The 20,917-nt window shown below is 65.5% G+C and carries 19 protein-coding genes; 9 read left to right on the top strand and 10 right to left on the bottom strand.

The genetic code is table 11. The annotated features are described in order from the left end of the window. Nucleotides 1–7: 7 nt before the first annotated feature. Nucleotides 8–982, bottom strand: a complete 975-nt coding sequence (locus tag BRO63_RS16065) for a TRAP transporter substrate-binding protein (RefSeq protein ID WP_088140703.1) — start codon at nt 980–982, stop codon at nt 8–10. Between the two features lie 268 nt (nt 983–1,250). Here BRO63_RS16065 and nudC point away from each other — a divergent pair, with 268 nt between their 5' ends. The 3 genes from nudC to BRO63_RS16050 all read left to right on the top strand — a co-directional run bounded on the left by nudC (nt 1,251) and on the right by BRO63_RS16050 (nt 6,355). Next, entirely contained in the window at nt 1,251–2,021 is a 771-nt protein-coding gene (gene nudC, locus BRO63_RS16060) for an NAD(+) diphosphatase (RefSeq protein ID WP_088140702.1), read from the top strand. Nucleotides 2,022–2,159: 138 nt separating this feature from the next. Continuing rightward, a complete protein-coding gene (locus tag BRO63_RS16055; RefSeq protein ID WP_059375770.1) occupies nt 2,160–2,669 on the top strand; it encodes a winged helix DNA-binding protein in 510 nt (169 codons plus the stop codon). A 62-nt stretch (nt 2,670–2,731) separates the two neighbouring features. Next, nucleotides 2,732–6,355, top strand: coding sequence for a hydantoinase B/oxoprolinase family protein (locus tag BRO63_RS16050; RefSeq protein ID WP_088140701.1), 3,624 nt, complete (start codon nt 2,732–2,734; stop codon nt 6,353–6,355). 68 nt (nt 6,356–6,423) lie between these two features. On the opposite strand, the gene BRO63_RS16045 is transcribed toward BRO63_RS16050, so the two are convergent. Further along, entirely contained in the window at nt 6,424–7,458 is a 1,035-nt protein-coding gene (locus BRO63_RS16045; protein WP_088140700.1) for a C45 family autoproteolytic acyltransferase/hydolase, read from the bottom strand. Between the two features lie 167 nt (nt 7,459–7,625). On the opposite strand from BRO63_RS16045, the gene glnH reads away from it, so the two are divergent. The 3 genes from glnH to glnQ all read left to right on the top strand — a co-directional run bounded on the left by glnH (nt 7,626) and on the right by glnQ (nt 9,903). Next, nucleotides 7,626–8,378 (top strand): glutamine ABC transporter substrate-binding protein GlnH, encoded by a 753-nt coding sequence (gene glnH, locus BRO63_RS16040; protein ID WP_088140699.1) that lies wholly within the window; start codon nt 7,626–7,628, stop codon nt 8,376–8,378. Between the two features lie 143 nt (nt 8,379–8,521). Further along, nucleotides 8,522–9,178, top strand: coding sequence for a glutamine ABC transporter permease GlnP (gene glnP, locus BRO63_RS16035; RefSeq protein ID WP_054454065.1), 657 nt, complete (start codon nt 8,522–8,524; stop codon nt 9,176–9,178). Then, complete coding sequence (gene glnQ / locus BRO63_RS16030; RefSeq protein ID WP_088140698.1) at nt 9,175–9,903, top strand: glutamine ABC transporter ATP-binding protein GlnQ; 729 nt, start codon at nt 9,175–9,177, stop codon at nt 9,901–9,903. Before glnP ends, glnQ begins: the two co-directional genes overlap by 4 nt. 47 nt (nt 9,904–9,950) lie before the next feature. Here the strand turns inward: glnQ and BRO63_RS16025 are convergent, their stop codons facing one another. From BRO63_RS16025 to BRO63_RS16005, 5 genes are all read right to left on the bottom strand, one after another. Then, on the bottom strand, nt 9,951–12,248 hold the full coding sequence (locus tag BRO63_RS16025; RefSeq protein WP_088140697.1) for a RelA/SpoT family protein: 2,298 nt from the start codon (nt 12,246–12,248) through the stop codon (nt 9,951–9,953). A gap of 21 nt (nt 12,249–12,269) precedes the next feature. Beyond that, nucleotides 12,270–12,473, bottom strand: a complete 204-nt coding sequence (gene rpoZ, locus BRO63_RS16020) for a DNA-directed RNA polymerase subunit omega (protein WP_006219679.1) — start codon at nt 12,471–12,473, stop codon at nt 12,270–12,272. A gap of 44 nt (nt 12,474–12,517) precedes the next feature. Continuing rightward, nucleotides 12,518–13,150, bottom strand: a complete 633-nt coding sequence (gene gmk, locus BRO63_RS16015) for a guanylate kinase (RefSeq protein ID WP_082400970.1) — start codon at nt 13,148–13,150, stop codon at nt 12,518–12,520. Nucleotides 13,151–13,252: 102 nt separating this feature from the next. After that, nucleotides 13,253–14,170 (bottom strand): c-type cytochrome, encoded by a 918-nt coding sequence (locus BRO63_RS16010; protein ID WP_088140696.1) that lies wholly within the window; start codon nt 14,168–14,170, stop codon nt 13,253–13,255. Next, complete coding sequence (locus BRO63_RS16005; RefSeq protein ID WP_088140695.1) at nt 14,167–14,868, bottom strand: c-type cytochrome; 702 nt, start codon at nt 14,866–14,868, stop codon at nt 14,167–14,169. The genes BRO63_RS16010 and BRO63_RS16005 overlap by 4 nt, the downstream gene beginning before the upstream one ends. A gap of 344 nt (nt 14,869–15,212) precedes the next feature. Here BRO63_RS16005 and BRO63_RS16000 point away from each other — a divergent pair, with 344 nt between their 5' ends. Continuing rightward, nucleotides 15,213–15,983, top strand: a complete 771-nt coding sequence (locus tag BRO63_RS16000; RefSeq protein WP_054454077.1) for an SDR family oxidoreductase — start codon at nt 15,213–15,215, stop codon at nt 15,981–15,983. Nucleotides 15,984–16,086: 103 nt separating this feature from the next. Here BRO63_RS16000 and BRO63_RS15995 read toward each other — a convergent pair whose 3' ends face one another. After that, nucleotides 16,087–16,686 carry a C40 family peptidase gene (locus BRO63_RS15995; RefSeq protein WP_088140694.1) on the bottom strand — a complete coding sequence of 200 codons (600 nt, stop codon included), beginning with the start codon at nt 16,684–16,686 and terminating at the stop codon, nt 16,087–16,089. Between the two features lie 311 nt (nt 16,687–16,997). On the opposite strand from BRO63_RS15995, the gene BRO63_RS15990 reads away from it, so the two are divergent. After that, nucleotides 16,998–18,497: an AMP nucleosidase gene (locus tag BRO63_RS15990; RefSeq protein ID WP_373557780.1), complete on the top strand. Its 1,500-nt coding sequence runs from the start codon at nt 16,998–17,000 to the stop codon at nt 18,495–18,497. Between the two features lie 134 nt (nt 18,498–18,631). Further along, on the top strand, nt 18,632–20,194 hold the full coding sequence (locus BRO63_RS15985) for an amino acid permease (protein WP_088140693.1): 1,563 nt from the start codon (nt 18,632–18,634) through the stop codon (nt 20,192–20,194). A gap of 78 nt (nt 20,195–20,272) precedes the next feature. Here BRO63_RS15985 and BRO63_RS15980 read toward each other — a convergent pair whose 3' ends face one another. Beyond that, nucleotides 20,273–20,593, bottom strand: a complete 321-nt coding sequence (locus BRO63_RS15980) for an addiction module antidote protein (RefSeq protein ID WP_088140692.1) — start codon at nt 20,591–20,593, stop codon at nt 20,273–20,275. A gap of 3 nt (nt 20,594–20,596) precedes the next feature. Continuing rightward, a complete protein-coding gene (locus BRO63_RS15975; RefSeq protein ID WP_088140691.1) occupies nt 20,597–20,914 on the bottom strand; it encodes a type II toxin-antitoxin system RelE/ParE family toxin in 318 nt (105 codons plus the stop codon). Nucleotides 20,915–20,917 lie beyond the last annotated feature (3 nt).

Below are 20,917 nucleotides of genomic sequence, written 5' to 3'. Positions count from 1 at the left end.
GGAAATATCACTGCTTCTTGTAGGCGTCGATCATGGCCTGGCCGTCGGCGCCGGCCTTCTTCAGCCAATCTTCCAGCATGCGCTTGCCGATCACGGACAGGCCTTCCTTCAGCTCGACCGTGGGCTGGATGGTTTCCATGCCATTCTTGGCCAGTTCGGCCTGGTACCACTTGTTCTTTTCCTGCGACAGCTTCCAGCCGCGTTCCTCGGCCTGCGCGCCGGCCTTCTTCAGCGCGGTTTGGGTCGCGGGGTCAAGCGCGTCGAACGCCTTCTTGTTGACGATGATGGCGTTCTTCGGCAGCCAGGCCTGGGTGTCGTAGAACTTCTTGATGTACTCGTAGGTCTTGGTGTCGTAGCCGGTGGACGCCGAGGACATATAAGAATCGATCACGCCGGTGGCCAGCGCTTGGGCGAGTTCCGCCTGTTGCACCGTGACGGGCTGCGCACCGACCAGTTCGGCGATCTTGGCCGTCACCGGGCTGTAGGCGCGCCACTTCAGGCCCTTCATGTCGCTGATCTGCTTGATGTCCTTGTTGGCGAAGATGCCCTGGGGCGGCCAGGCCACCGCGTACAGCAGCGTCATGCCGTGCGCATTGAGCTTCTTCTCGAGGAAGGGCTTCTGCGCTTGGTAGAGCTTGAACGACGCGTCATAGCCGGTGGCCAGGAAGGGCAGGCCGTCCAGTTCGTAGATCGGATCTTCGTTCGCAAAGTTGGTCAGCAGGATCTCGCCGATCTGCGCCTGGTTGCCTTGCACCGCGCGCTTGATCTCGGGCGCCTTGTACAGCGAGGCGTTGTTGTGCAGCGTGATCTTCAGCTTGCCTTCCGACAGCGTGTCCACGTCCTTGACGAAGGTGGTCAGGTTCTCGACGTGGAAGTTGCTGGCCGGATAGGCCGTGGGCAGATCCCATTTGGTTTGCGCTTGCGCGCCTGCGCTGAACGCCAGGACGATGCTGCCGGCGAGCAGGGAAATTTTCTTGTGCATGGGTGGGTCCTTCTTTGCGAATGGTGAAGCCGGGTTGTGCCCGATAGGCATTGCGAAAGAGTGCGCCGCGCCGATGACGCGCAGCTGAAAAGCCGTGCCATTCTATGTTGCTATGCGGCGGCAGGGCGCGTGAAATCGCGTCTTTACGGGTTATTCCTAACAGGCGTGCGCAGCGTCGATCATTGAGGGTTCAATCTTTGCGCAAACGCAATGCGGCAGCTGTTTTTCTTCTAACATTGCGTATCGAATGCATGATGCAGAGGCGTGTGTGAATTTCGTTTTCCGTCGTGATGAATTGCTGGTTGAAGAGACGTCCGCCGTGTTGCCGGATACCGCCTTGTGCGTACGGATAGGCGTGGCGGCCGCGGCCTTGCAGCCGATCTGGGCGCTGCCCGGTTCGCCGTACCGCACCGTGCACGTGGAGCCCGGCGTGGAACCGCCGCAAGGCTATGCCTTCAGGAAGCTGCGTTCGCTTTTCGGCGTGCTGGACGACGAACGCATGGCGCTGGCCGGCCGCGCCTACCAGATCGCCGAATGGGCGCGCACGCACCGGTTCTGTGGCGTCTGCGGCACGCCGGCAGAGCGCGTGCCCACCGAGTTCTGCCTACGCTGCCCGTCCTGCGGTTTTTCGGCCTATCCGCGCATTTCGCCCGCCATGATGGTGCTGATCCGCAAGGGCGACAGCATCCTGCTGGCGCGCCATACCACCACGGCCACCTCGCGCTACACGGCGCTGGCCGGTTTCGTCGAACCCGGCGAAAGCATCGAACAGACCATCCATCGCGAGGTCCACGAGGAAGTCGGGCTGAAGGTCGGCAACCTGCAGTATTTCGGCAGCCAGTCCTGGCCGTTCCCGCATTCGCTCATGGTCGCGTTCACGGCCGACTACGTGTCCGGCGACATCCGCGTCCAGGAAGACGAGATCGCCGATGCGCGCTGGTTCGGTCCTGGCGATCCCATGCCCGAGATCGCGCCGCGGATTTCCATTGCGGGCTGGCTGATCCGGGCGAACCTGCCCATGGGCTGGTCGGCGCCCTGAACCCGCTTTCTTGCTTGTAGTTTTCTAGGGGTATTCCCTCGAAAGAGGGCGTTTTGCTCGTCTCGTTCGTGTTTTTTATTGATGAAATATAGATAAATTATTAGTATTTCGCTCAGATAAACTCGGCTTGCGGCTTCCATGACCCCCACTTTGATTGCATCGTCGGCCCATCTGGCCGGCGGCAGCGCGCCCGATCTCTCCGAAGTGGAATTCGGCCTGATGATCGCCAGCCACGCCTTCGACCGCTGGACCGTGCGCTGCATGGCCGCTGCCGGACTGCCCGACCTGACGCCCACGGACGTGATGGTGTTCCATCACGTCTATCACCGCGAACGGCCCAAGAAGCTGGCGGACATCTGCTTCACGCTGAATGTCGAAGACACGCACATTGTCAGCTACGCGCTGAAGAAACTGGACCGCCTGGGCGTGGTCAAGGGCGAGCGCAGCAGCAAGGAAGTGTTCTACAGCGTAACCCCGGAAGGCGCCGCCATTCTCAAGCGCTACGCCGAGGTCCGCGAGCAATGCCTGACCGCCGGCCTGGACGCGCCGGGCGGCGGCGGGCTGGACTACAGCCGCCAATTGGCGCACACGCTGCGCGCGCTGTCCGGCCTGTATGACCAGGCGGCCCGCGCGGCGACCTCTCTCTGATTTTTCGTTCATCCGCGCGCGGCCGCAGGCGCCGCGGCGACCCTTTGTTTGCAAGGACAGCTATGAAGTGGCAATTCTGGATTGATCGTGGGGGCACCTTCACCGACATCGTGGCGCGGCGTCCCGACGGCACCACCACCACGGCAAAGATGCTCTCGGAAAACCCCGAGCAGTACCGCGACGCGGCCGTGGCCGGCATCCGCAAGCTGCTGGGCATCGCGCCCGGCCAGCCCGTGCCCGCCGATCAGGTCGAATGCGTGAAGATGGGCACCACGGTGGCCACCAACGCCTTGCTGGAACGCAAGGGCGAGCGCACCTTGTTGGTCACGACGAAAGGATTCCGCGACGGCCTGCGCATTGCCTACCAGAACCGTCCGCGCCTGTTCGACCGCAACGTCGTCTTGCCCGAGATGCTTTACGAATCCGTGGTGGAAGCCGATGAGCGCGTGGCCGCCGACGGCGAGGTGATCCGCGAGCTGGATCAGGAAGCGCTGCGCGCGGCCATGCAGGGCGCCTACGACAGCGGCATCCGCGCGGTCGCCGTCGTCTTCATGCATGCCTGGCACGCGCCGGAGCACGAGCGCATCGCCGCCCGCATCGCGCGTGAAGTGGGCTTCCCGCAGGTGTCGGCCTCGCACGAGGTCAGTCCGCTGATCAAGTTCGTGTCGCGCGGCGACACCACGGTGGTCGACGCCTACCTGTCTCCCATCCTGATGCGCTACGTGGACCAGGTGGCCGGCGAGCTGCCGGGCATCCGCCTCATGTTCATGCAATCGAGCGGCGGCCTGACGGACGCGCACCGCTTCCGCGGCAAGGACGCCATCCTGTCGGGTCCTGCCGGCGGCATTGTCGGCATGGTGCGCACCAGCGAGATCGCGGGCTTTCCCAAGGTCATCGGCTTCGACATGGGCGGCACGTCCACCGACGTCTCGCACTATGCCGGGGAGTTCGAACGGGAATTCGAGACCCAGGTGGCCGGCGTGCGCATGCGCGCGCCCATGATGAGCATCCACACGGTGGCGGCGGGCGGCGGTTCGATCCTGCATTTCGACGGCGCGCGCCTGCGCGTGGGGCCGGATTCCGCCGGCGCCAATCCGGGTCCGGCCTGCTATCGCCGCGGCGGCCCGCTGGCCGTGACGGACTGCAACGTCCTCCTGGGCAAGATCCAGCCCGACTTCTTCCCCAAGGTCTTCGGTCCCGAAGCCAATGAGCCTTTGGATCGCGACGCGGTCGTGGCGCGCTTCACGGCGATGTCCGACGAAGTGCGCGCCGCCACTGGCCGCGAGATGACGCCCGAACAGCTAGCCGAGGGCTTTCTCGAGATCGCCGTGGGCAACATGGCCGAGGCCATCAAGCGCATCTCGGTGCAGCGCGGCCACGACGTGACCGAGTACGCGCTGACCGTGTTCGGCGGCGCGGGCGGGCAACACGCCTGCCTGGTCGCCGATGCGCTGGGCATGACCACGGTGTTCGCGCATCCGCTGGGCGGCGTGCTGTCGGCTTACGGCATGGGCCTGGCCGACCAGACCGACATGCGCCAGAAGACGGTCGAGAAGGTTCTCGATGCCGAACTGATGCAGGCGTTGAAGGGCGAACTCGACGAATTGGCCGGGCAAGCGGTCGGCGAACTGCGCCGCCAGCACGTGGCCGAAAGCGACATCAGCGTGCAGCGCCGCCTGCACCTGAAGTACCGCGGCACGGATACCTCGCTGGAAGTGGCGTACACCGACCTGGAGCAGGCGCGCAAGGAATTCGAAGCGGCCTACCGCCTGCGCTATTCCTTCCTGATGCCCAACCGCGAACTGGTGGTGGAAACCATCTCCGTCGAAGCCACGGGTGGCGGCGAACGCGTGGGCGAAGCGTCCACGGCGCGGGTGCGCGACGGCGCGCTGGCACCCAGCCGCGTCGTCAGCATGTATAGCGGCGGCGCCTGGCGCGACACGCCTCTGTATGTGCGCGAGGACATGGCGGGCGGCGACGTGGTGGCGGGTCCCGCCATCATTTCCGAGCCCAACCAGACCACGGTGGTCGAGGCCGGCTGGCAGGCGGAACTGACGGCGCAGGACCACTTCGTGATCCGCCGCGTCGAAGCGCGTCCGGAACGCCGCGCCATTGGCACGCAGGCCGATCCGGTCATGCTGGAGGTCTTCAACAACCTCTTCATGTCGATCGCCGAGCAGATGGGCTACCGGCTGCAGAACACGGCCTATTCGGTCAACATCAAGGAGCGTCTGGACTTTTCCTGCGCGATCTTCGATGCCCAGGCCCGCCTGATCGCCAATGCCCCGCACATGCCGGTGCACCTGGGTTCCATGGGCGAGTCCGTGCGCACGGTCATGTACGCCAACGCCGGCAACATGCAGCCTGGCGACGCCTATGTGGTGAACGATCCCTACCACGGCGGCACGCACTTGCCCGACGTCACGGTCATCACCCCGGTGTTCGACCGCGAAGGGCGCGAGATCCTGTTCTACGTCGGTTCGCGCGGCCACCATGCCGACATTGGCGGCACCACGCCGGGCTCCATGCCGCCGGATTCCAAGACGGTGGAAGACGAGGGTGTGCTCTTCACCAACTTCCAGCTGGTGAAGGGCGGCGAATTCCGCGAGGCCGCCGCGCGCGGCATCCTGGGCTCCGGCCGCTGGCCGGCGCGCAATCCGGACCAGAACATCGCCGACATGCACGCGCAGATCGCCGCCAACGAGAAGGGCGTGCAGGAGTTGCTGCGCATGTGCGACCACTTCGGCCTGGACGTGGTGCGCGCCTATATGGGGCACGTGCAGGACAACGCCGAGGAAGCGGTGCGCCGCGTGATCTCGGTGCTGAAGGACGGCAGCTATGAGTACCCGCTGGACAACGGCGCGGTCATCCGAGTGGCCGTGAAGGTGGATACCGCGGCGCGCAGCGCCGTGGTGGACTTCACCGGCACGTCCAACCAGCTGGACAACAACTTCAACGCGCCGGGCGCCATCGCCGTGGCGGCGGTGCTGTACGTGTTCCGCACGCTGGTCAATGACGATATTCCGCTGAACGACGGCTGCCTCGTGCCGCTGTCCATCATCCTGCCGGAAGGCTCGATGCTGCGCCCGAATCCGCCGGCCTCGGTGGTGGCGGGCAACGTGGAAACGTCCATGTGCATCGTCAACGCGCTGTATGGCGCGCTGGGCGTGCTGGCCGCAAGCCAGGGCACGATGAACAACTTCACGTTCGGCAACGCGCGTCATCAGTACTACGAGACGATCTCGGGCGGCACGGGTGCAGGCCCGGTGCGCATCGATAAGGCCGGTCCCCATGACGAAGGTTTTGCGGGGACTTCGCTGGTGCAGGCCCACATGACCAACTCGCGGCTGACGGATCCTGAAGTGCTGGAGTTCCGTTTCCCGGTGCGCCTGGAATCCTACGAGATCCGCAAGGGTTCGGGCGGCGCCGGCCGGTATCCGGGTGGGGAGGGCGGCGTGCGCCGTATCCGCTTCCTGGAGGACATGACCGCGGCCATCCTGTCGAACAACCGCCTGTACGCGCCGTTCGGCCTGGCGGGCGGGCAGCCCGGCGCCATGGGCCGCAACTCGGTCGAACGCGCCGACGGTTCGGTCCAGGAGTTGGGCCCGCAGGATAGCGCCCAGCTGCAGCCGGGCGACATCTTCGTGGTTGAAACTCCCGGAGGCGGGGGCTACGGCCAGGCCTGACCGACTGGCAATGAAACAACGGCCGTGTCAGCAATGACGCGGCCGTTGTCTTTGCTGGTACGGGCTTGCTATTCCGTGTCCGACATCACGTCCAGCACGATGTCTGCCTTGGGTTTGCGGTCATAGACCCGCAAGGTCACTTCGCTAGCGCCTATCTCGAAGACGGCGGTCGCCAGCGTGTTTTCCTCATCGGGGTCGTCCGCCGCGGTGCGCAGTATCGGCAGCTCGCCTGTGGTGTCGTGCAAGGCGGCAATCAGGTCGTCGCGGCCAGAGCCGGCGGACCAGCCGTCCACGATGCCTTCGATGCGGTTCTGGCGCGCGCGCGACGAGTCCGTGACGATCTGCGCCACGCCCCCCATGTCGGCATGCACCATGTGATTGGCGTGGCCGTAGCGCGTGCCGACCTCCTGGATGGAAACCTCGCCCGGCGCGACTTCGGCGCTGAGCAGGCGCGGGTCGCCGGCGGCGCCCAGGGTATGGTGGAAGCCGCCGGAGTGCGGCAGGTCCAGCAGCTGCGCGACGGCCTCGTCCAGTGTGGCGCAATCGAGCACGGCGCGCGCCATCAGCATGCGCGGCACGCCGGGATGCCGTTGCCGGATGCGCAGATTGTTGATGGTCTGCACCAGCCCGGCGCGGTTGGCGCCGAAAGTGTGGCCGGGCAGGGAGCCGGGATAGTAGAAGCTGAGGTAGCCAGGGGCGTCTTCCAGCGCCACGTCGACCAGATGGCAGCGGCCGCGCAGGTAGGGGTCGCCGTCCTCGTTGTGCGCGATCCAGCGCGTGCCGTCCGCGGCCTTCAAGGCGACGGACGTGCAGCCGTCGGTGGTGCTGTGCAGCAGGTCGCCGCGGCAGTTCCATAGCAGTACGTCCTCGATGGGCATGTGCAGCCCTTCGGCCAGGCCTTCCAGTTCTTCCCAGACGGCCGGCAGCGCGGCTTGCGCCTGCTGCGCCAGTTCGTCCAGGAAGGCGTGGCCGCGCCATGGCCGCAGCGCGTCCCAGGTGCGGCTCTGGTCCAGATAGGTGGCCATCAGGGGCCGCGCCAGCTTGCCCAGCGCGAGGCCGGTCTGACGCCGGTTTCCGGCAATGCGCACATATTTGTAGGCCATGGGAATCCTCCGGGTGTCATGCGGATTGTAAATTTTCCGGCCGCTGCCGGGTGGGGACGTATGCGTTAAGATCGTCGGTAAGCTGAGCCGGAGACCCCGGCGCGGCCCAGGAATCATGCCCCTACAACAACCCCGGGGTGCCGACTGGTCCCCAAGAGGAGAGTTTCATGATCAAACGCAAAGTCGCCGCCGCGCTGGTCGGCCTGTCCGTGGCCATGTTCGGCGCTGCCTCAGCCGCCCATGCCCAAGGCAAGGAATTGGTGGTGGCCACCGATACCGCTTTCGTGCCGTTCGAGTTCAAGCAGGGTAATACCTATGTGGGCTTCGACGTGGATCTCTGGGCGGCCATCGCCAAGGAACTCAACCTCAAGTACAAGCTGCAGCCCATGGACTTCGCGGGCATCATCCCGGGCCTGCAGACCAAGAACATCGACGCGGCGCTGGCCGGCATCACGATCCGCGATGACCGCAAGAAGGTCATCGACTTCTCCGATCCTTACTACGAAAGCGGCCTGGCCATCCTGGTCGGCGAAAAGAACACGGACATCAAGGACGCCAAGTCCCTGGCCGGCAAGACGGTCGCGGTCAAGACCGGCACCGCCACGGTGGACTTCCTGAAGGCCCAGGTGCCGGACGCCAAGCTCAAGCTGTTCCCGAACATCGACAATGCCTATCTGGAATTGGCCACGGGGCGCGTGGACGCAGCGGTGCATGACACGCCCAATGTGCAGTACTACGCCAACACTGCGGGCAAGGGCCGCGTGAAGGTGGTGGGCTCGGTCAAGAGCGGCGACTTCTACGGCATCGCCTTCCCCAAGGGCAGCGATCTGGTGCCGCAGGTGAACAAGGCCCTGGCTACGCTGAAGGCCAACGGCCAGTACGACGCCATCTACACCAAGTGGTTCGGCAAGAAGCCCTGAGCATCCGGGTTCGCTTTGCATACCGGGACCGCCCGGCATCGGCCCGCGCCGGCTGACGCCGGCCGCCAGGCCGCAGTCCGGCGGGCGGTCCCGCGCCGCTCACGCCGTGCTCCGGCACGGCGCCGCGCCATAGGGGGTACATCGTGGAGTTTGACTGGACTGTAATCAGGGACGCGCTACCCAATCTGCTTGAGGGTACGCTGATGACCATCAAGATCACGTTCTGGGGGCTGTTCGGCGGTTTCCTGCTGGGCGCGCTGTCCGGCGTGACACGGGCCTACGGGCATCCTATCCTGTCGGCCATCGCGCAGGTCTATGTCGCGGTCATCCGCGGCACGCCCATCGTGGTGCAGGTGATGTTCATCTATTTCGCCTTGCCCTTGCTGGCGAACATTCGGGTGGATGCGGAATGGGCCGCGATCGTCACGCTCATCATCAACTCGGGGGCCTACATTTCCGAGATCGTGCGCGGCGCGCTGCTGTCCGTGCACAAGGGCCTGAAGGAAGCCGGCCAGGCCATGGGGCTGCCGTTTCACAAGATCCTCTTCCACATCATCGGGCCGGTGGCGTTTCGCCGCATGATTCCGCCGCTGGGCAACCAGTGCATCATCAGCCTGAAGGATTCCTCGCTCTTCATCGTGATCGGCGTGGCCGAGCTGACCCGGCAAGGGCAGGAGATCATGGCCAGCAACTTCCGCGCGGTCGAGATCTGGTCCGCGGTCGCGATCGTTTACCTGATCCTGACCGGCCTCATGGCGCTGGGCCTGCATCTGATTGAAAGAAGGATGCGCATATTATGAGCATGGTTGAATTCCACAACGTCACCAAGAACTTCGGCGAGTCCATGGTGCTCAACGATATTTCGCTGAACATCGACGCGGGCGAGGTCGTGGTGGTGGTAGGGCCGTCGGGCTCCGGCAAGTCCACCTTTCTGCGCTGCATCAACGTGCTGGAAACCATCAATGGCGGCGATTTGCTCGTGGACGGCCTGAGCGTGAACGGCGGGGCGGCGCAAGTGCGCGAGATCCGGCGCGAAGCGGGCATGGTGTTCCAGCAGTTCAACCTGTTCCCGCAGATGACCGCGCTGGAAAACGTCATGTTCGGGCCCTTGCATACGCGCGGCCAGAGCCGCGCCGAGGCGCGCGAGCTGGCCGAAAGCCTGCTGGCCAAGGTCGGCCTGGCCGAGCGCATGAACCACTATCCTTCGGAGCTGTCCGGTGGCCAGCAGCAGCGCGTGGCGATCGCCCGGGCGCTGGCCATCAAGCCCAAGCTGATGCTGTTCGATGAGCCGACTTCGGCGCTGGATCCGGAGCTGCGCCACGAGGTGCTCAAGGTCATGCGCGACCTGGCCGAGGAGGGCATGACCATGGTGGTGGTCACGCACGAGATGGAGTTCGCGCGCAAGGTGGGCAGCCGCCTGATTTTCATCGACGCCGGCAAGATCGCCCATGATGGCCCGCCGGGCGAATTGCTGAGCAATCCGCCCAGCCAGCGGCTCAAGGACTTCCTGCAACACGTGACCTGACGAGGGCAGTGCAGGGCTGGCGTTTCAGCCCTGCACTGAAGAACTGCTCAACCCTTCACGCGCACGATTTTCTGCACCTGCGGCACGTGGCGGATGGCGCGGATGACCTGCGCCAGGTGCTTGCGGCTGTCGACCTGGATCGTGAGATGCAGCGACACCGTGGCGACCGCGTCGTCGTGCATGGTGACGTGCACGATGTTGGCGTCAGCCGCCGTGACCTCCGCCGCCAGCCGTCCCAGCACGCCGCGCTCGTTGCGCGTGACGATGTCCAGGCGCGTGGCCAGGTGCTTGGCGGTGTTGTTGGGGTCCCAGGCGACGTTGATCCAGCGTTCCGGCTCGCGCAGGCGCTGGCGCATGGCCACCGGGCAGTCGGAGGTATGCACCACCAGTCCGTGTCCCATGCGCATGCCGGCGATGATGGGGTCGCCCGGAAGCGGGCCGCAGCAAGGCGCCAACTGCACGGCCTGGCCTTCATTGCCCTGGATCAGGATGGGGGCGCTGCGCGCCGAGGTCAGTTCGTCCACGGCCGCTGCCGTGGTCGCCACCAACTGGTGCTCGGGCGCGAAGCGGCGCGCCACCACGGCGGCCAGGCGCTTGCCCAGGCCGATGTCGGCCAGGATTTCCTCGCGCGAACTGGCGCCGGTGCTGCGCGCCAGCTTCTGCCAGGCCGGGTCGTCGGTGGCGGGCAGGGGCATGTGCAGTTCCTGCAGGGCCTGGCCCAGCAGGCGTTCGCCGAAGGCCACTGACTCTTCGTACTTGACCGTGCGCAGGTAGTGGCGGATCTCGGAGCGCGCGCGCCCGGTGCGCACGTAGTTGAGCCACTGCGCGTTCGGACGGGAGGCGGGCGAGGTGACGATTTCCACCGTGTCGCCGCTGTTCATTTCGGTGCGCAGGGGCACGAACTCGCCGTTGACCTTGGCGGCCACCGCCTGGTTGCCGATGTCGGTGTGGATCGCGTAGGCGAAGTCCACCGGCGTGGCGCCGCGGGGCAGCGATATGATCTTGCCGCGCGGCGTGAACACATAGACCGCGTCGGGGAACAGGTCGACCTTGACGTGTTCCAGGAACTCGCCGGAATCGCCCGTCTGGCTCTGGATGTCCAGCAGCGATTGCAGCCATTGATGGGTGCGTTTCTGCAGGTCGTTGAGCGTCAGGTCGGCGCCCTTGTAGAGCCAGTGCGAGGCCACGCCTTCTTCGGCCACGTGATGCATGTCGCGGGTGCGGAACTGGAATTCCACGGGCGTGCCGTAGGGGCCGACCAGGGTCGTGTGCAGGGACTGGTAGCCGTTCACCTTGGGAATGGCGATGTAGTCCTTGAACTTGCCGGGCACGGGCCGGTAGAGCTGGTGCAGCGTGCCCAGCGCCAGGTAGCACTCAGGCAGGGTGTGCACGATGACGCGAAAACCGTAGATGTCCAGGACGTCGGAAAACGACTTCTTCTGGTCGACCATCTTGCGGTAGATGCCGTAGAGCGTCTTTTCGCGGCCGGTGACTTCGGCTTCGATGCCGGCCGCGGGCAGCGAGGCCCGCACCGAATCGGCGATCTTGGTGATGACTTCGCGGCGGTTGCCGCGCGCGGCCAGCACGGCCTTGTACAGCACCTGGTAGCGGTTCGGGTACATCGCCGCGAAGCACAGGTCCTGCAGTTCGCGGAACAGCAGGTTCAGGCCCAGGCGATGGGCGATGGGCGCATAGATGTCCAGCGTTTCGCGCGCGATGCGGCGGCGCTTTTCCGGATTGACCGCGTCCAGCGTGCGCATGTTGTGCAGGCGGTCGGCCAGCTTGATGAGGATGACGCGCACGTCGCGCGCCATCGCCAACAGCATCTTGCGGAAGCTCTCGGCCTGTTGTTCGGCCTTGGTGGCGAAGTCCAGGCGGTCCAGCTTGGACAGGCCATCGACCAGTTCGGCGACTTCAGGGCCGAATTTTTCGGCCAGTTCGTGCTTGGCGATGCCCTGGTCTTCCATCACGTCGTGCAGCAGGGCGGCGGACAACGCGTTGACGTCCAGCTTCCAGCCTGCGCAGATTTCCGTGACGGCGATGGGGTGAGAGATGTAGGGCGAGCCGCTGGCGCGGAACTGGCCCAGGTGCGCCTGGTCCGCGAAGCGATAGGCCTCGCGCACGCGCTCTACGTCTTTCTTGTCGAGATAGCTGCCGATGATTTCGGTCAGCGGCGCCAGCGAAGCGACCGGCGAGGCGGTCGCGTCCGCCGCTTCTTGCGCGGCGACGGACGGTGGCGTGGGGGGAGTCTTGTCTTTCTTGCCCGTGCGGCGCCCGAGACGGGAGCCGGCACGCAGTGCGGCAAGCAGACCTGATGAAGCGTACTTCAGCCCGGGAAAAGCCATGCTTGCCGCCCCCGGAAACGATCAGGTGGGTACTTTACGCAGCATTTCCACGCCGGTGAGGCCGCCCGCGATTTCGCGCAGGGCAGTGACCGTGGGCTTGTCTTTGCTGTCCAGGCGCGGGGCATGGCCTTGCGCCAACTCGCGGGCGCGGTAGGTCGCGGCCAGCGTGAGCTTGAAACGATTGGGGATTTGATTCAGACAGTCTTCGACGGTAATGCGAGCCATTAGGACACCTGGTGCTGATGGAGGATAGGGAGAATGCGTTCGGCTCAGTGCTCGGCCGGGATGCCCAGCTGCGAGAACAACTGGCTGTGGCGGGCGGCCTGAGACGAAAAGCGCAGCCGCGCGGCGCTGACTATTTGAGTCAATTCCGACAAGGCCACGCTAAATTCTTGATTAATAATAACATATTCGCATTCAGGCGCGTGGGCGATTTCGCCGCCCGCGGCCATCAGGCGGCGCGCGATCACCTGGGGCGCATCCTGGCCGCGCGCCTTGAGCCGGCTCTCGAGTTCGTCGATGGAAGGCGGCAGCACGAATACGCCGATCGCGCCGGGGAAACGCTGCTTCACCTGGCGCGCGCCTTGCCAGTCGATTTCCAGCAGCACGTCGCGGCCGGCGCGGGTGGCTTCGTCGATGCGGTCTCGGGGCGTGCCGTAGAAATTGCCGTGCACTTCCGCCCATTCCAGCAGGTTGTTGCCTTCGCGCAGGAGCTTGAACTCGTCGGTGGACACGAAGCGGTACTCGCGGCCGTCTTCCTCGCCGGGGCGGGGCGCGCGGGTGGTGCAGGAAATGGAGAGCAGGATGGAGGGGTCTTGCTGGAGCAAGGCCTTGACCAGACTGGACTTGCCGGCGCCGCTGGGCGCGACGACCATGAAGACGTTTCCGGGATTGGCGGACATGAATGTGGCAGGCGTTTGATACTGAGACACGAAGAATAACAAATCACGCGGCCGGGCAGGGGGGAACCCGCAGGCCGGCCGCGTGATTCGCGCCTCCCGGTTTCAGCCGCCAGCCTTGGCCGCCGCCTGGATCAGCCTGCCGCCGGCCGGCGGGGAGTCGCTGCCCAGCAGATGGCCGTTGACCTCGATGCCGTACAGCGAATCGTCGGAGTCGTGGTACTTGGCCCGGGTCGCGGCGACGGACTCGGTGTAGCGCGGATCCTGCGGACGTTCGTGCGCATTCATGAAATAGGCGACGTCCCAGGCTTCCTGGTCGCTCAGCATGCCACCCTGCCCAAGCGGCATGTTGGCCTTGATGAAGCCGGCGGCATTGCCGATCTGATGCATGCCCGCGCCCCAGTTGAAGGAGTCCGCGCCCCACAGGGCCGGGAACACCCAGTGCTTGCCGTTTTTCTGGCCCTGGCCTTCGGCGCCGTGGCAGACGGCGCAATATTGCGCATAGACCTCGCTGCCGCGCACGTAGTCCGCTTTTTGGGCGGGCGGCGGCAGCTTGCGGTAGCCCTGGCCTTCCAGCACGACGCCGGTCGGCGCTTTGCTGGCCAGCCAGAACATATAGGTCTGCAAGGCGGTCAGGGTGGGATCGTCCGCGGCAGGCGCCTTGCCGTTCATGCTGAAGCGGAAGCACCCCTGCAGGCGTTCGGCCAAGGTGTTGACGTGGCCATTCTTGGCGCGATAGGCGGGGTAGAGCACATAGGCCGCCCACATTGGCGCGGAATCCGGCCGTCGGCCGGCGTCCAGGTGGCAACTGACGCAGTTCAGGTTGTTGCCGACGAACTTGGCCGCCTTCTGCGGGGTGTGCAGGAAGATCTGCTCGCCTTCGCGCACGGCTTTGCCGAAATCGTTGTCGGGGATGGACGCGGCGGACGGCGGCGTGAAGGACGGGCGGGGTTCGGCCGCAAACGTGGCGGCGGATGCGAACAGACAGGCGGCGGACAGCAGGCGCAGGCTGGTGGGGGTCATTTCTGGGCTCCCGCGGCGGTGTTGGCTTGCGCGGCAAGCTGGTCGGCGGCCTTGGGCAGGCCGGCGTAATAGGCGGACACGGCGTCGATCTCGGCGCTGGAGAGGCGGGTGGCGACGGCCGGCATCAGGCCCAGCGGGCCCGGCGGACGCTGCCCTTGCTGCCAGGCGCGCAATTGGCCTGCGATGTAGGCGGCGGGCTGCCCCGCCAAGGCAGGGAAATTCGCGCCGACGCCGATGCCGCCTGGTCCGTGGCACTGGTTGCAGGCGGGCACGTTCTTGTCCCAGGCGCCGCGCGTGGCCAGCCAGGCGCCGGTGTCGGCGGGCTGGGCCGGATGCATGGCGGTGGCGGCGAGCTTGTCGATATCCAGCGCCGAAGGCAGCGACGCGTAGTACTGCGCCACGGCCTTGCGTTGCGCCGGGTCCAGCGCCTTGGCGGTGGCGGCCATCACCGGGCTGACGCGCGAACCGTTGGCCATGGCTTCGAGCTGTTCGTCCAGATAGGCGCTGCCCATGCCGGCCAGTTGCGGAAAACCGGCGGCCGGATTGCCTTCGCCACGGGCGCCGTGGCAGGTGATACAGGCGGGCGCGCCGTTGGCGCCCTGGGTGCTGATCTGCTTGCCGTCGGGCGCGCTTTGCGCCCCGGCCGAGGCGCAGAGCGCGCCCAGGATCAGCGCGGCGGGTAGGGACCGTGGGGTCATGTAACCTGCTCCGTGGGTGTTATTGGATTTTTGGTAATAAGCTAATTTCTAGGAATTATATAAAGACTTGTGACGGATCAACACGGGATTGTCGATCCTATGGCATGCGCCGTGGAGGATTTTTCTGCGTGGAGCATGCGCGGGAAAGTGGCGTGGCCTGGGATCCGCAGCGCGCGATCGTCCGCCGAACGGCGCATCTTTTCCCGCTGTGGGCAGGCTGCCTATGCCGGGTAATTTTTGCTTGCGTGTGACCGGTCCGAATGTGTCACGGCTGGAACCTTCGCTTGCAGCATGGCCGGAACGATTCGGGTAGCATTCCGCCGATCTATAACAAGGAGAATCCGATGCAAGCGAACGAGATCGAACATCCGCGCGTGGCGCTGGTCACCGGCGCCGGCACCGGCATAGGCCGCGCGGTGGCGCTGGAATTCCTGGCGCAAGGTTATCGGGTCGTGTTGGCCGGCCGCCGCCGCGAACCGCTGGAAGCGACCCGCACCGCGGCGGGCGAGGACGGCGTGAGGGCGCTGGTGGTGCCCACGGATGTGTCCGACGAGCAGGCCGTGCGCGAACTCTTCGATGCGGCGCAGCGTGAATATGGCCGGCTGGACGTGTTGTTCAACAATGCCGGCCGCGGCGCGCCGGCGATGCCGATCGAGGAGTTGCCCGTATCGCTGTGGCGCGAGGTGGTCGACACCAACCTGACCGGCATGTTCCTGTGCGCGCAGGCCGCGATCCGCGTGATGAAGGCGCAGAATCCGCGCGGCGGGCGCATCATCAACAACGGTTCGATCTCGGCGCATGCGCCGCGCCCGTTCTCCATCGCCTACACCGCCACCAAGCATGCGGTGACCGGGCTGACGAAGTCGATTTCGCTGGATTGCCGGCCCTACAACATCGCTTGCGGCCAGATCGACATCGGCAATGCCGCCACCGACATGACCGAGCGCATGGCCGCGGGCATCCTGCAGGCCGACGGCAGCACCAAGGTCGAGCCGCGCATGGACGTGGCGCACGTGGCGCAGGCGGTTGCCGCCATGGCGCGCCTGCCGCTGGAGGCCAACGTGCAGTTCATGACCATCATGGCGACCAATATGCCCTTCGTGGGCCGGGGCTGAAACGCAGCAGGCCTGCGGCGGCGCGTCCTTTCCGGACCGGCCGCGGCAGGCTGTGGTGGCGCCCCCCTTGGGCCGCGCCGGCGGCGCCGCCCGATCCTTGTCGTCAGCGCGGGGAAGCCTGGGCCAGCATCTGGCCCGGTTGCATATCCAGATAGCGCCGGGCGCCGACGTAGCGCTTGGTCCAGTACGGATTCTTCATTTCATCCACACGCACCTTGGTGCCGCGGCGCGGCGCGTGGACAAACTTGTTCTGGCCGATGTAGATGCCGACGTGCGAGGTCACGCCGCGGCCGCGCGTGGCGAAGAACACCAGGTCGCCGGGGCGCAGTTCCTGCTTGTTGGCGACGGATTCGCCGGCGGTGCGCTGGGCGCGAGCCGTGCGCGGCAGTTCCAGGCCGGCGATCTCGCGGAAGACGTGCAGGACCAGTCCGCTGCAATCGAAACCTTCGGCATCGTCGCCGCCCCAGCTATAGGGGGTGCCGATGGCCTCCAGGCCGGCTTGCACGACGCGGTCGCGCAGGGTGGGGACGGTGGGCTCCTGCGCCAGGCGCAGGCCGGTGAGCGAGGGACGGGCTGGCTCGAGGCGGACGGACGCCTGGGCGGCGTCGGGAATCCAGGAAAGGGTCAGGGCGATGATGGGCGCTGACAGGAATACGGGAATGCGTAGCTGGGCAATTCGGGCTTTTCGCGTGGGCGGCGTCATTACGTCACTTCAAGAATCGGAGTGGGCGGCATGGCTTTGCCTGGATAGGCAAGCCGGCGGAAAGGGGGGCGACACCGGGACGCAAAACCCCGGGTTGCCACATGATTGTAATGGAATAATGTTTCATTACATTTGTAGTGCAATGCAGCATTCTTGTCGGCGGAAGTTACGGCGCGCGCGGACTCGAGGACAGCCGAATATGACAGTTCTTCTTGCGCAGGCTCGGGCATAATCGTCGCCATCGGCCCTGCGGCCCGGCAAGCCGGCAACGGCCGCGGTTACAGATAAGATGAGAAGCGGAGTAAAGCTCGATGATGAACGCAGTGCACCCTTTGTCTTCCATGAGCCGGCCAGAAGCCTTGCCCTTCGAGCCGTTCCAGGATGCGGTGGCGGCGGTGGAGCGCCTGATCGAAATCTATGCGCGCAACACCGCCTTCTTGCGCGCCGCCTTCCGTGAAGTGCTGAAAGGCTCGACCAACGGCCGCGAACGCGCCCGCGCCTATTACCCAGCCATCCGCATCGTGGTGGAAACCTACGATCCGATCGATACGCGGCTGTCGTACGGCCACGTGGCCGAGCCGGGCATTTACCAGACCACCATTACCCAGCCCGCGTTGTTTCGCGACTACCTGATAGAACAGGTCGGCCAGCTGCTGCAGAATCACCGGGTGGCGGTGGAAGTCGGCGAGTCCGATTCGCCCATTCCGCTGCATTTCGCCTTCCCCGAGGGCGCCTACGTCGAAGGCGAGCACCTGGAGGCGCTCAAGCGCCCCTTGCGCGACCTGTTCGACGTGCCCGATCTGGCGGTGACGGACGATGCCATCGTCAATGGCTCGTGGCGCGGCAAGGAGGGCGAGCCCAAGCCGCTGGCGCCTTTCACGGCCCAACGCGTGGACTACTCGCTGCACCGGCTGCAGCACTACACCTCGACCGCGCCGGCGCATTTCCAGAATTTCGTGCTGTTCACCAACTACCAGTTCTACGTGGACGAGTTCTGCGCCCGCGCCCGCGCGCTGATGGCCAGCGGCAACGAAGACTACGAAATGCTGGTGGAACCGGGCAACCGCATCACGCGCCGCGGCGAAAGCGGGCCGGGCGACGAGGACCAGGCCGTCCGCCTGCCGCAGATGCCGGCCTACCACCTGGTGCGCGGCGACCATTCCGGCATCACGCTGGTGAACATCGGCGTGGGGCCTTCCAACGCCAAGACCATCACCGACCACATCGCCGTGCTGCGCCCGCACGCCTGGCTGATGCTGGGCCACTGCGCCGGCCTGCGCGATTCGCAGCGCCTGGGCGACTATGTGTTGGCGCACGGCTATGTGCGCGAGGACCACGTGCTGGATGCCGACCTGCCGACCTGGGTGCCGGTGCCGGCGCTGGCCGAGGTGCAGGTGGCGCTGGAGCAGGCGGTCGAAGAAGTGGCGGGGCTGTCGGGCTGGGACCTCAAGCGCATCATGCGCACGGGCACGGTCGCCACCATCGACAACCGCAACTGGGAACTGCGCGACCACCTGGAGCTGGTGGAGCGCTTTGCGCAGTCCCGCGCGATCGCGCTGGACATGGAGTCGGCCACCATCGCGGCCAACGGCTTCCGTTTCCGGGTGCCGTACGGCACTTTGCTGTGCGTGTCGGACAAGCCCTTGCATGGCGAACTGAAGCTGCCCGGCATGGCCAGCGCCTTCTATCGCCGCCAGGTGAACCAGCATCTGGAAATCGGCATCCGCGCGCTGGAGCGGCTGCGCGACATGCCGCCCGAACGCCTGCATTCGCGCAAGCTGCGCACCTTCATGGAAACGGCGTTCCAGTAGGTCCGTCGATCCGTCCCCGAGGCCTTCCGATTTCACCGGATGGGGCCTCTTGCGCTATTCTCGCCGGTTGCTTGGAAATTCCCAGGCACCTGGCGCTGCGCGCGGGTGCCTTCATGACCTGAAGGAAATGCATTTTGGCACCATCGGAACACGATGAACGTCGCTCAGGCGGCACGCGCGAAGCGAAGGCGAACCCGCCTTCCGAACTGCGCCGCACGCTGTCCGCGCGCCACCTGACCATGATTGCGGTGGGCGGGTCCATCGGCACCGGCCTGTTCGTGGCCTCCGGCGCGACCATCGCCAAGGCGGGCCCCGGCGGGGCGCTGCTGGGCTACGTGCTGATCGGCATCATGGTCTATTTCCTGATGACCAGCCTGGGCGAACTGGCCGCCGCCATGCCGGTTTCCGGTTCCTTCTCCACCTACGGCGCGCGCTATGTCGAGGACGGCTTCGGTTTCGCCCTGGGCTGGAACTATTGGTACAACTGGGCCGTCACCGTGGCGGTGGACCTGGTGGCGGCGCAACTGGTCATGGCCTATTGGTTTCCCGATGTGCCGGGCTTCTATTGGAGCGCCTTGTTCCTGGCGATCACGTTCGGCCTGAACGCCATGTCGGCGCGCGGCTTCGGCGAGGCGGAGTTCTGGTTCGCGCTGATCAAGGTGATCGCCGTGCTGGCGTTCGTGGCCATGGGCGTGATGATGCTGCTGGGCATCATCCGCGGCGGCGAAACCGGCGGCCTGGCCAACTGGACAGTGGGCGACGCGCCGTTCTCGGGCGGCTTCGCGGCGCTGATCGGCGTGGCCATGGTGGTGGGCTTTTCGTTCCAGGGCACCGAGCTGATCGGCATCGCCGCCGGCGAATCCAAGGATCCGGCGCGCAATCTGCCGCGCGCGGTGCGCCAGGTGTTCTGGCGCATCTTGCTGTTCTACGTGGCGGCCATCCTGGTCATCGGCCTCTTGATTCCGTATACCGACCCGCATTTGCTGCGCAACGAGGTCGAGGACATCAGCGTCAGTCCCTTCGCCCTGATTTTCGAACGGGCCGGCCTGCTGGGGGCGGCTTCGGTCATGAACGCGGTGGTGCTGACGTCGGTATTGTCCGCGGGCAACTCCGGCATGTACGCAGCCACGCGCATGCTCTACAGCCTGGCCCGCGAAGGCAAGGCGCCGCGCATCTTCGGCCGCATCTCACGCAGCGGCGTGCCGCTGTGGGCGTTGCTGGCGACCACGGTCGTGGCGGCGCTGTGTTTCTTTACCTTCATCTTCAGTCCCAATGCGGTCTACATCTGGCTGCTGAACACTTCCGGCATGACCGGCTTCATTGCCTGGCTGGGCATTGCCATCAGCCATTACCGGTTCCGCCGCGGCTACGTCAAGCAGGGCCACAACCTGGCCGATCTGCCGTATGTGTCGCCGTTCTTCCCGTTCGGGCCGATCTTCGCTTTCGTGCTCTGCCTGGTCATCACCTTGGGGCAGAACTACCAGGCGTTCCTGCAGGACAAGATCGATTGGGGCGGCGTGGTCGCGACCTACATCGGGATTCCGCTGTTCCTGCTGATCTGGGCCGGCTACCGGCTGGCGCGCGGCTCGCGCTTCGTGAACTATCGGGACATGCATTTCCCGGATGCGCGGGCGCGTAGTGCTTATCTGGATTCAGCGCTGCGGGGGGAGCCTGCGGCGGGCGAGGCGAGGGGATAGGCGCGCGGGTGATGGGCTGGCCGTCGTGGCGCTGCCCCGTTGCAGGCCGCGCTCAAAGACGCGGCCTGCGCAAGTCTCTCAAGCGTGTTCAATCTCCGCATGCAGTTTGAGTCCCAAGGCGCGGATCACTTTCATGATGGTGCTGAACTCCGGGTTTCCTTTGGCCGATAGGGCCTGATACAGCCCTTCACGGGACAGCCCCGTCTCGCGGGCAAGCTGGCTCATGCCGCGTGCCCGGGCGATGTCGCCCAGAGCCGCACGGATCAGACTGCCGTCACCTGGGTCTTCCGCGAGGCAAGCTTCAAAGTACAGCACGGCATCTTCATCGGTCTTGAGGGTGTCAGCGGCATCCCATCGGCTGAATCCTGCGGGGATGTCGACTTTGAGAGGTTCGCTCATGGTTCACTCCTTCAGCATTTTGGCGAGATCAACGGCGCGCTTGATGTCAATGTCCTGCATCGCCTTGTCGCCACCGCAGAGCAGCACAATTACTGTCTTGCCGCGACGGGTGAAGTACAGGCGGTAGCCGGGACCGACGTCGATACGCATTTCTGAAACGCCATCGCGCAAGGGCTTCCAATCGCCCAGATTGCCGTGCTCAGCAAGGCGGATTCTGGCAGTGATGCGTGCGCGTGCGATCCTGTCGCGCAGATTGTCATGCCAGACTTTGAACTCGCGACTCTGGACGACTTCGATCGCGTTTATTGTGAGCCATGACATACA

Origin of the sequence: Achromobacter xylosoxidans, assembly GCF_002192695.1 — a bacterium.
GTDB lineage: Bacteria > Pseudomonadota > Gammaproteobacteria > Burkholderiales > Burkholderiaceae_B > Achromobacter > Achromobacter xylosoxidans_C.
Note: the sequence above shows the minus strand (reverse complement) of the source record. Positions and strands in the feature narration are given on the sequence as shown.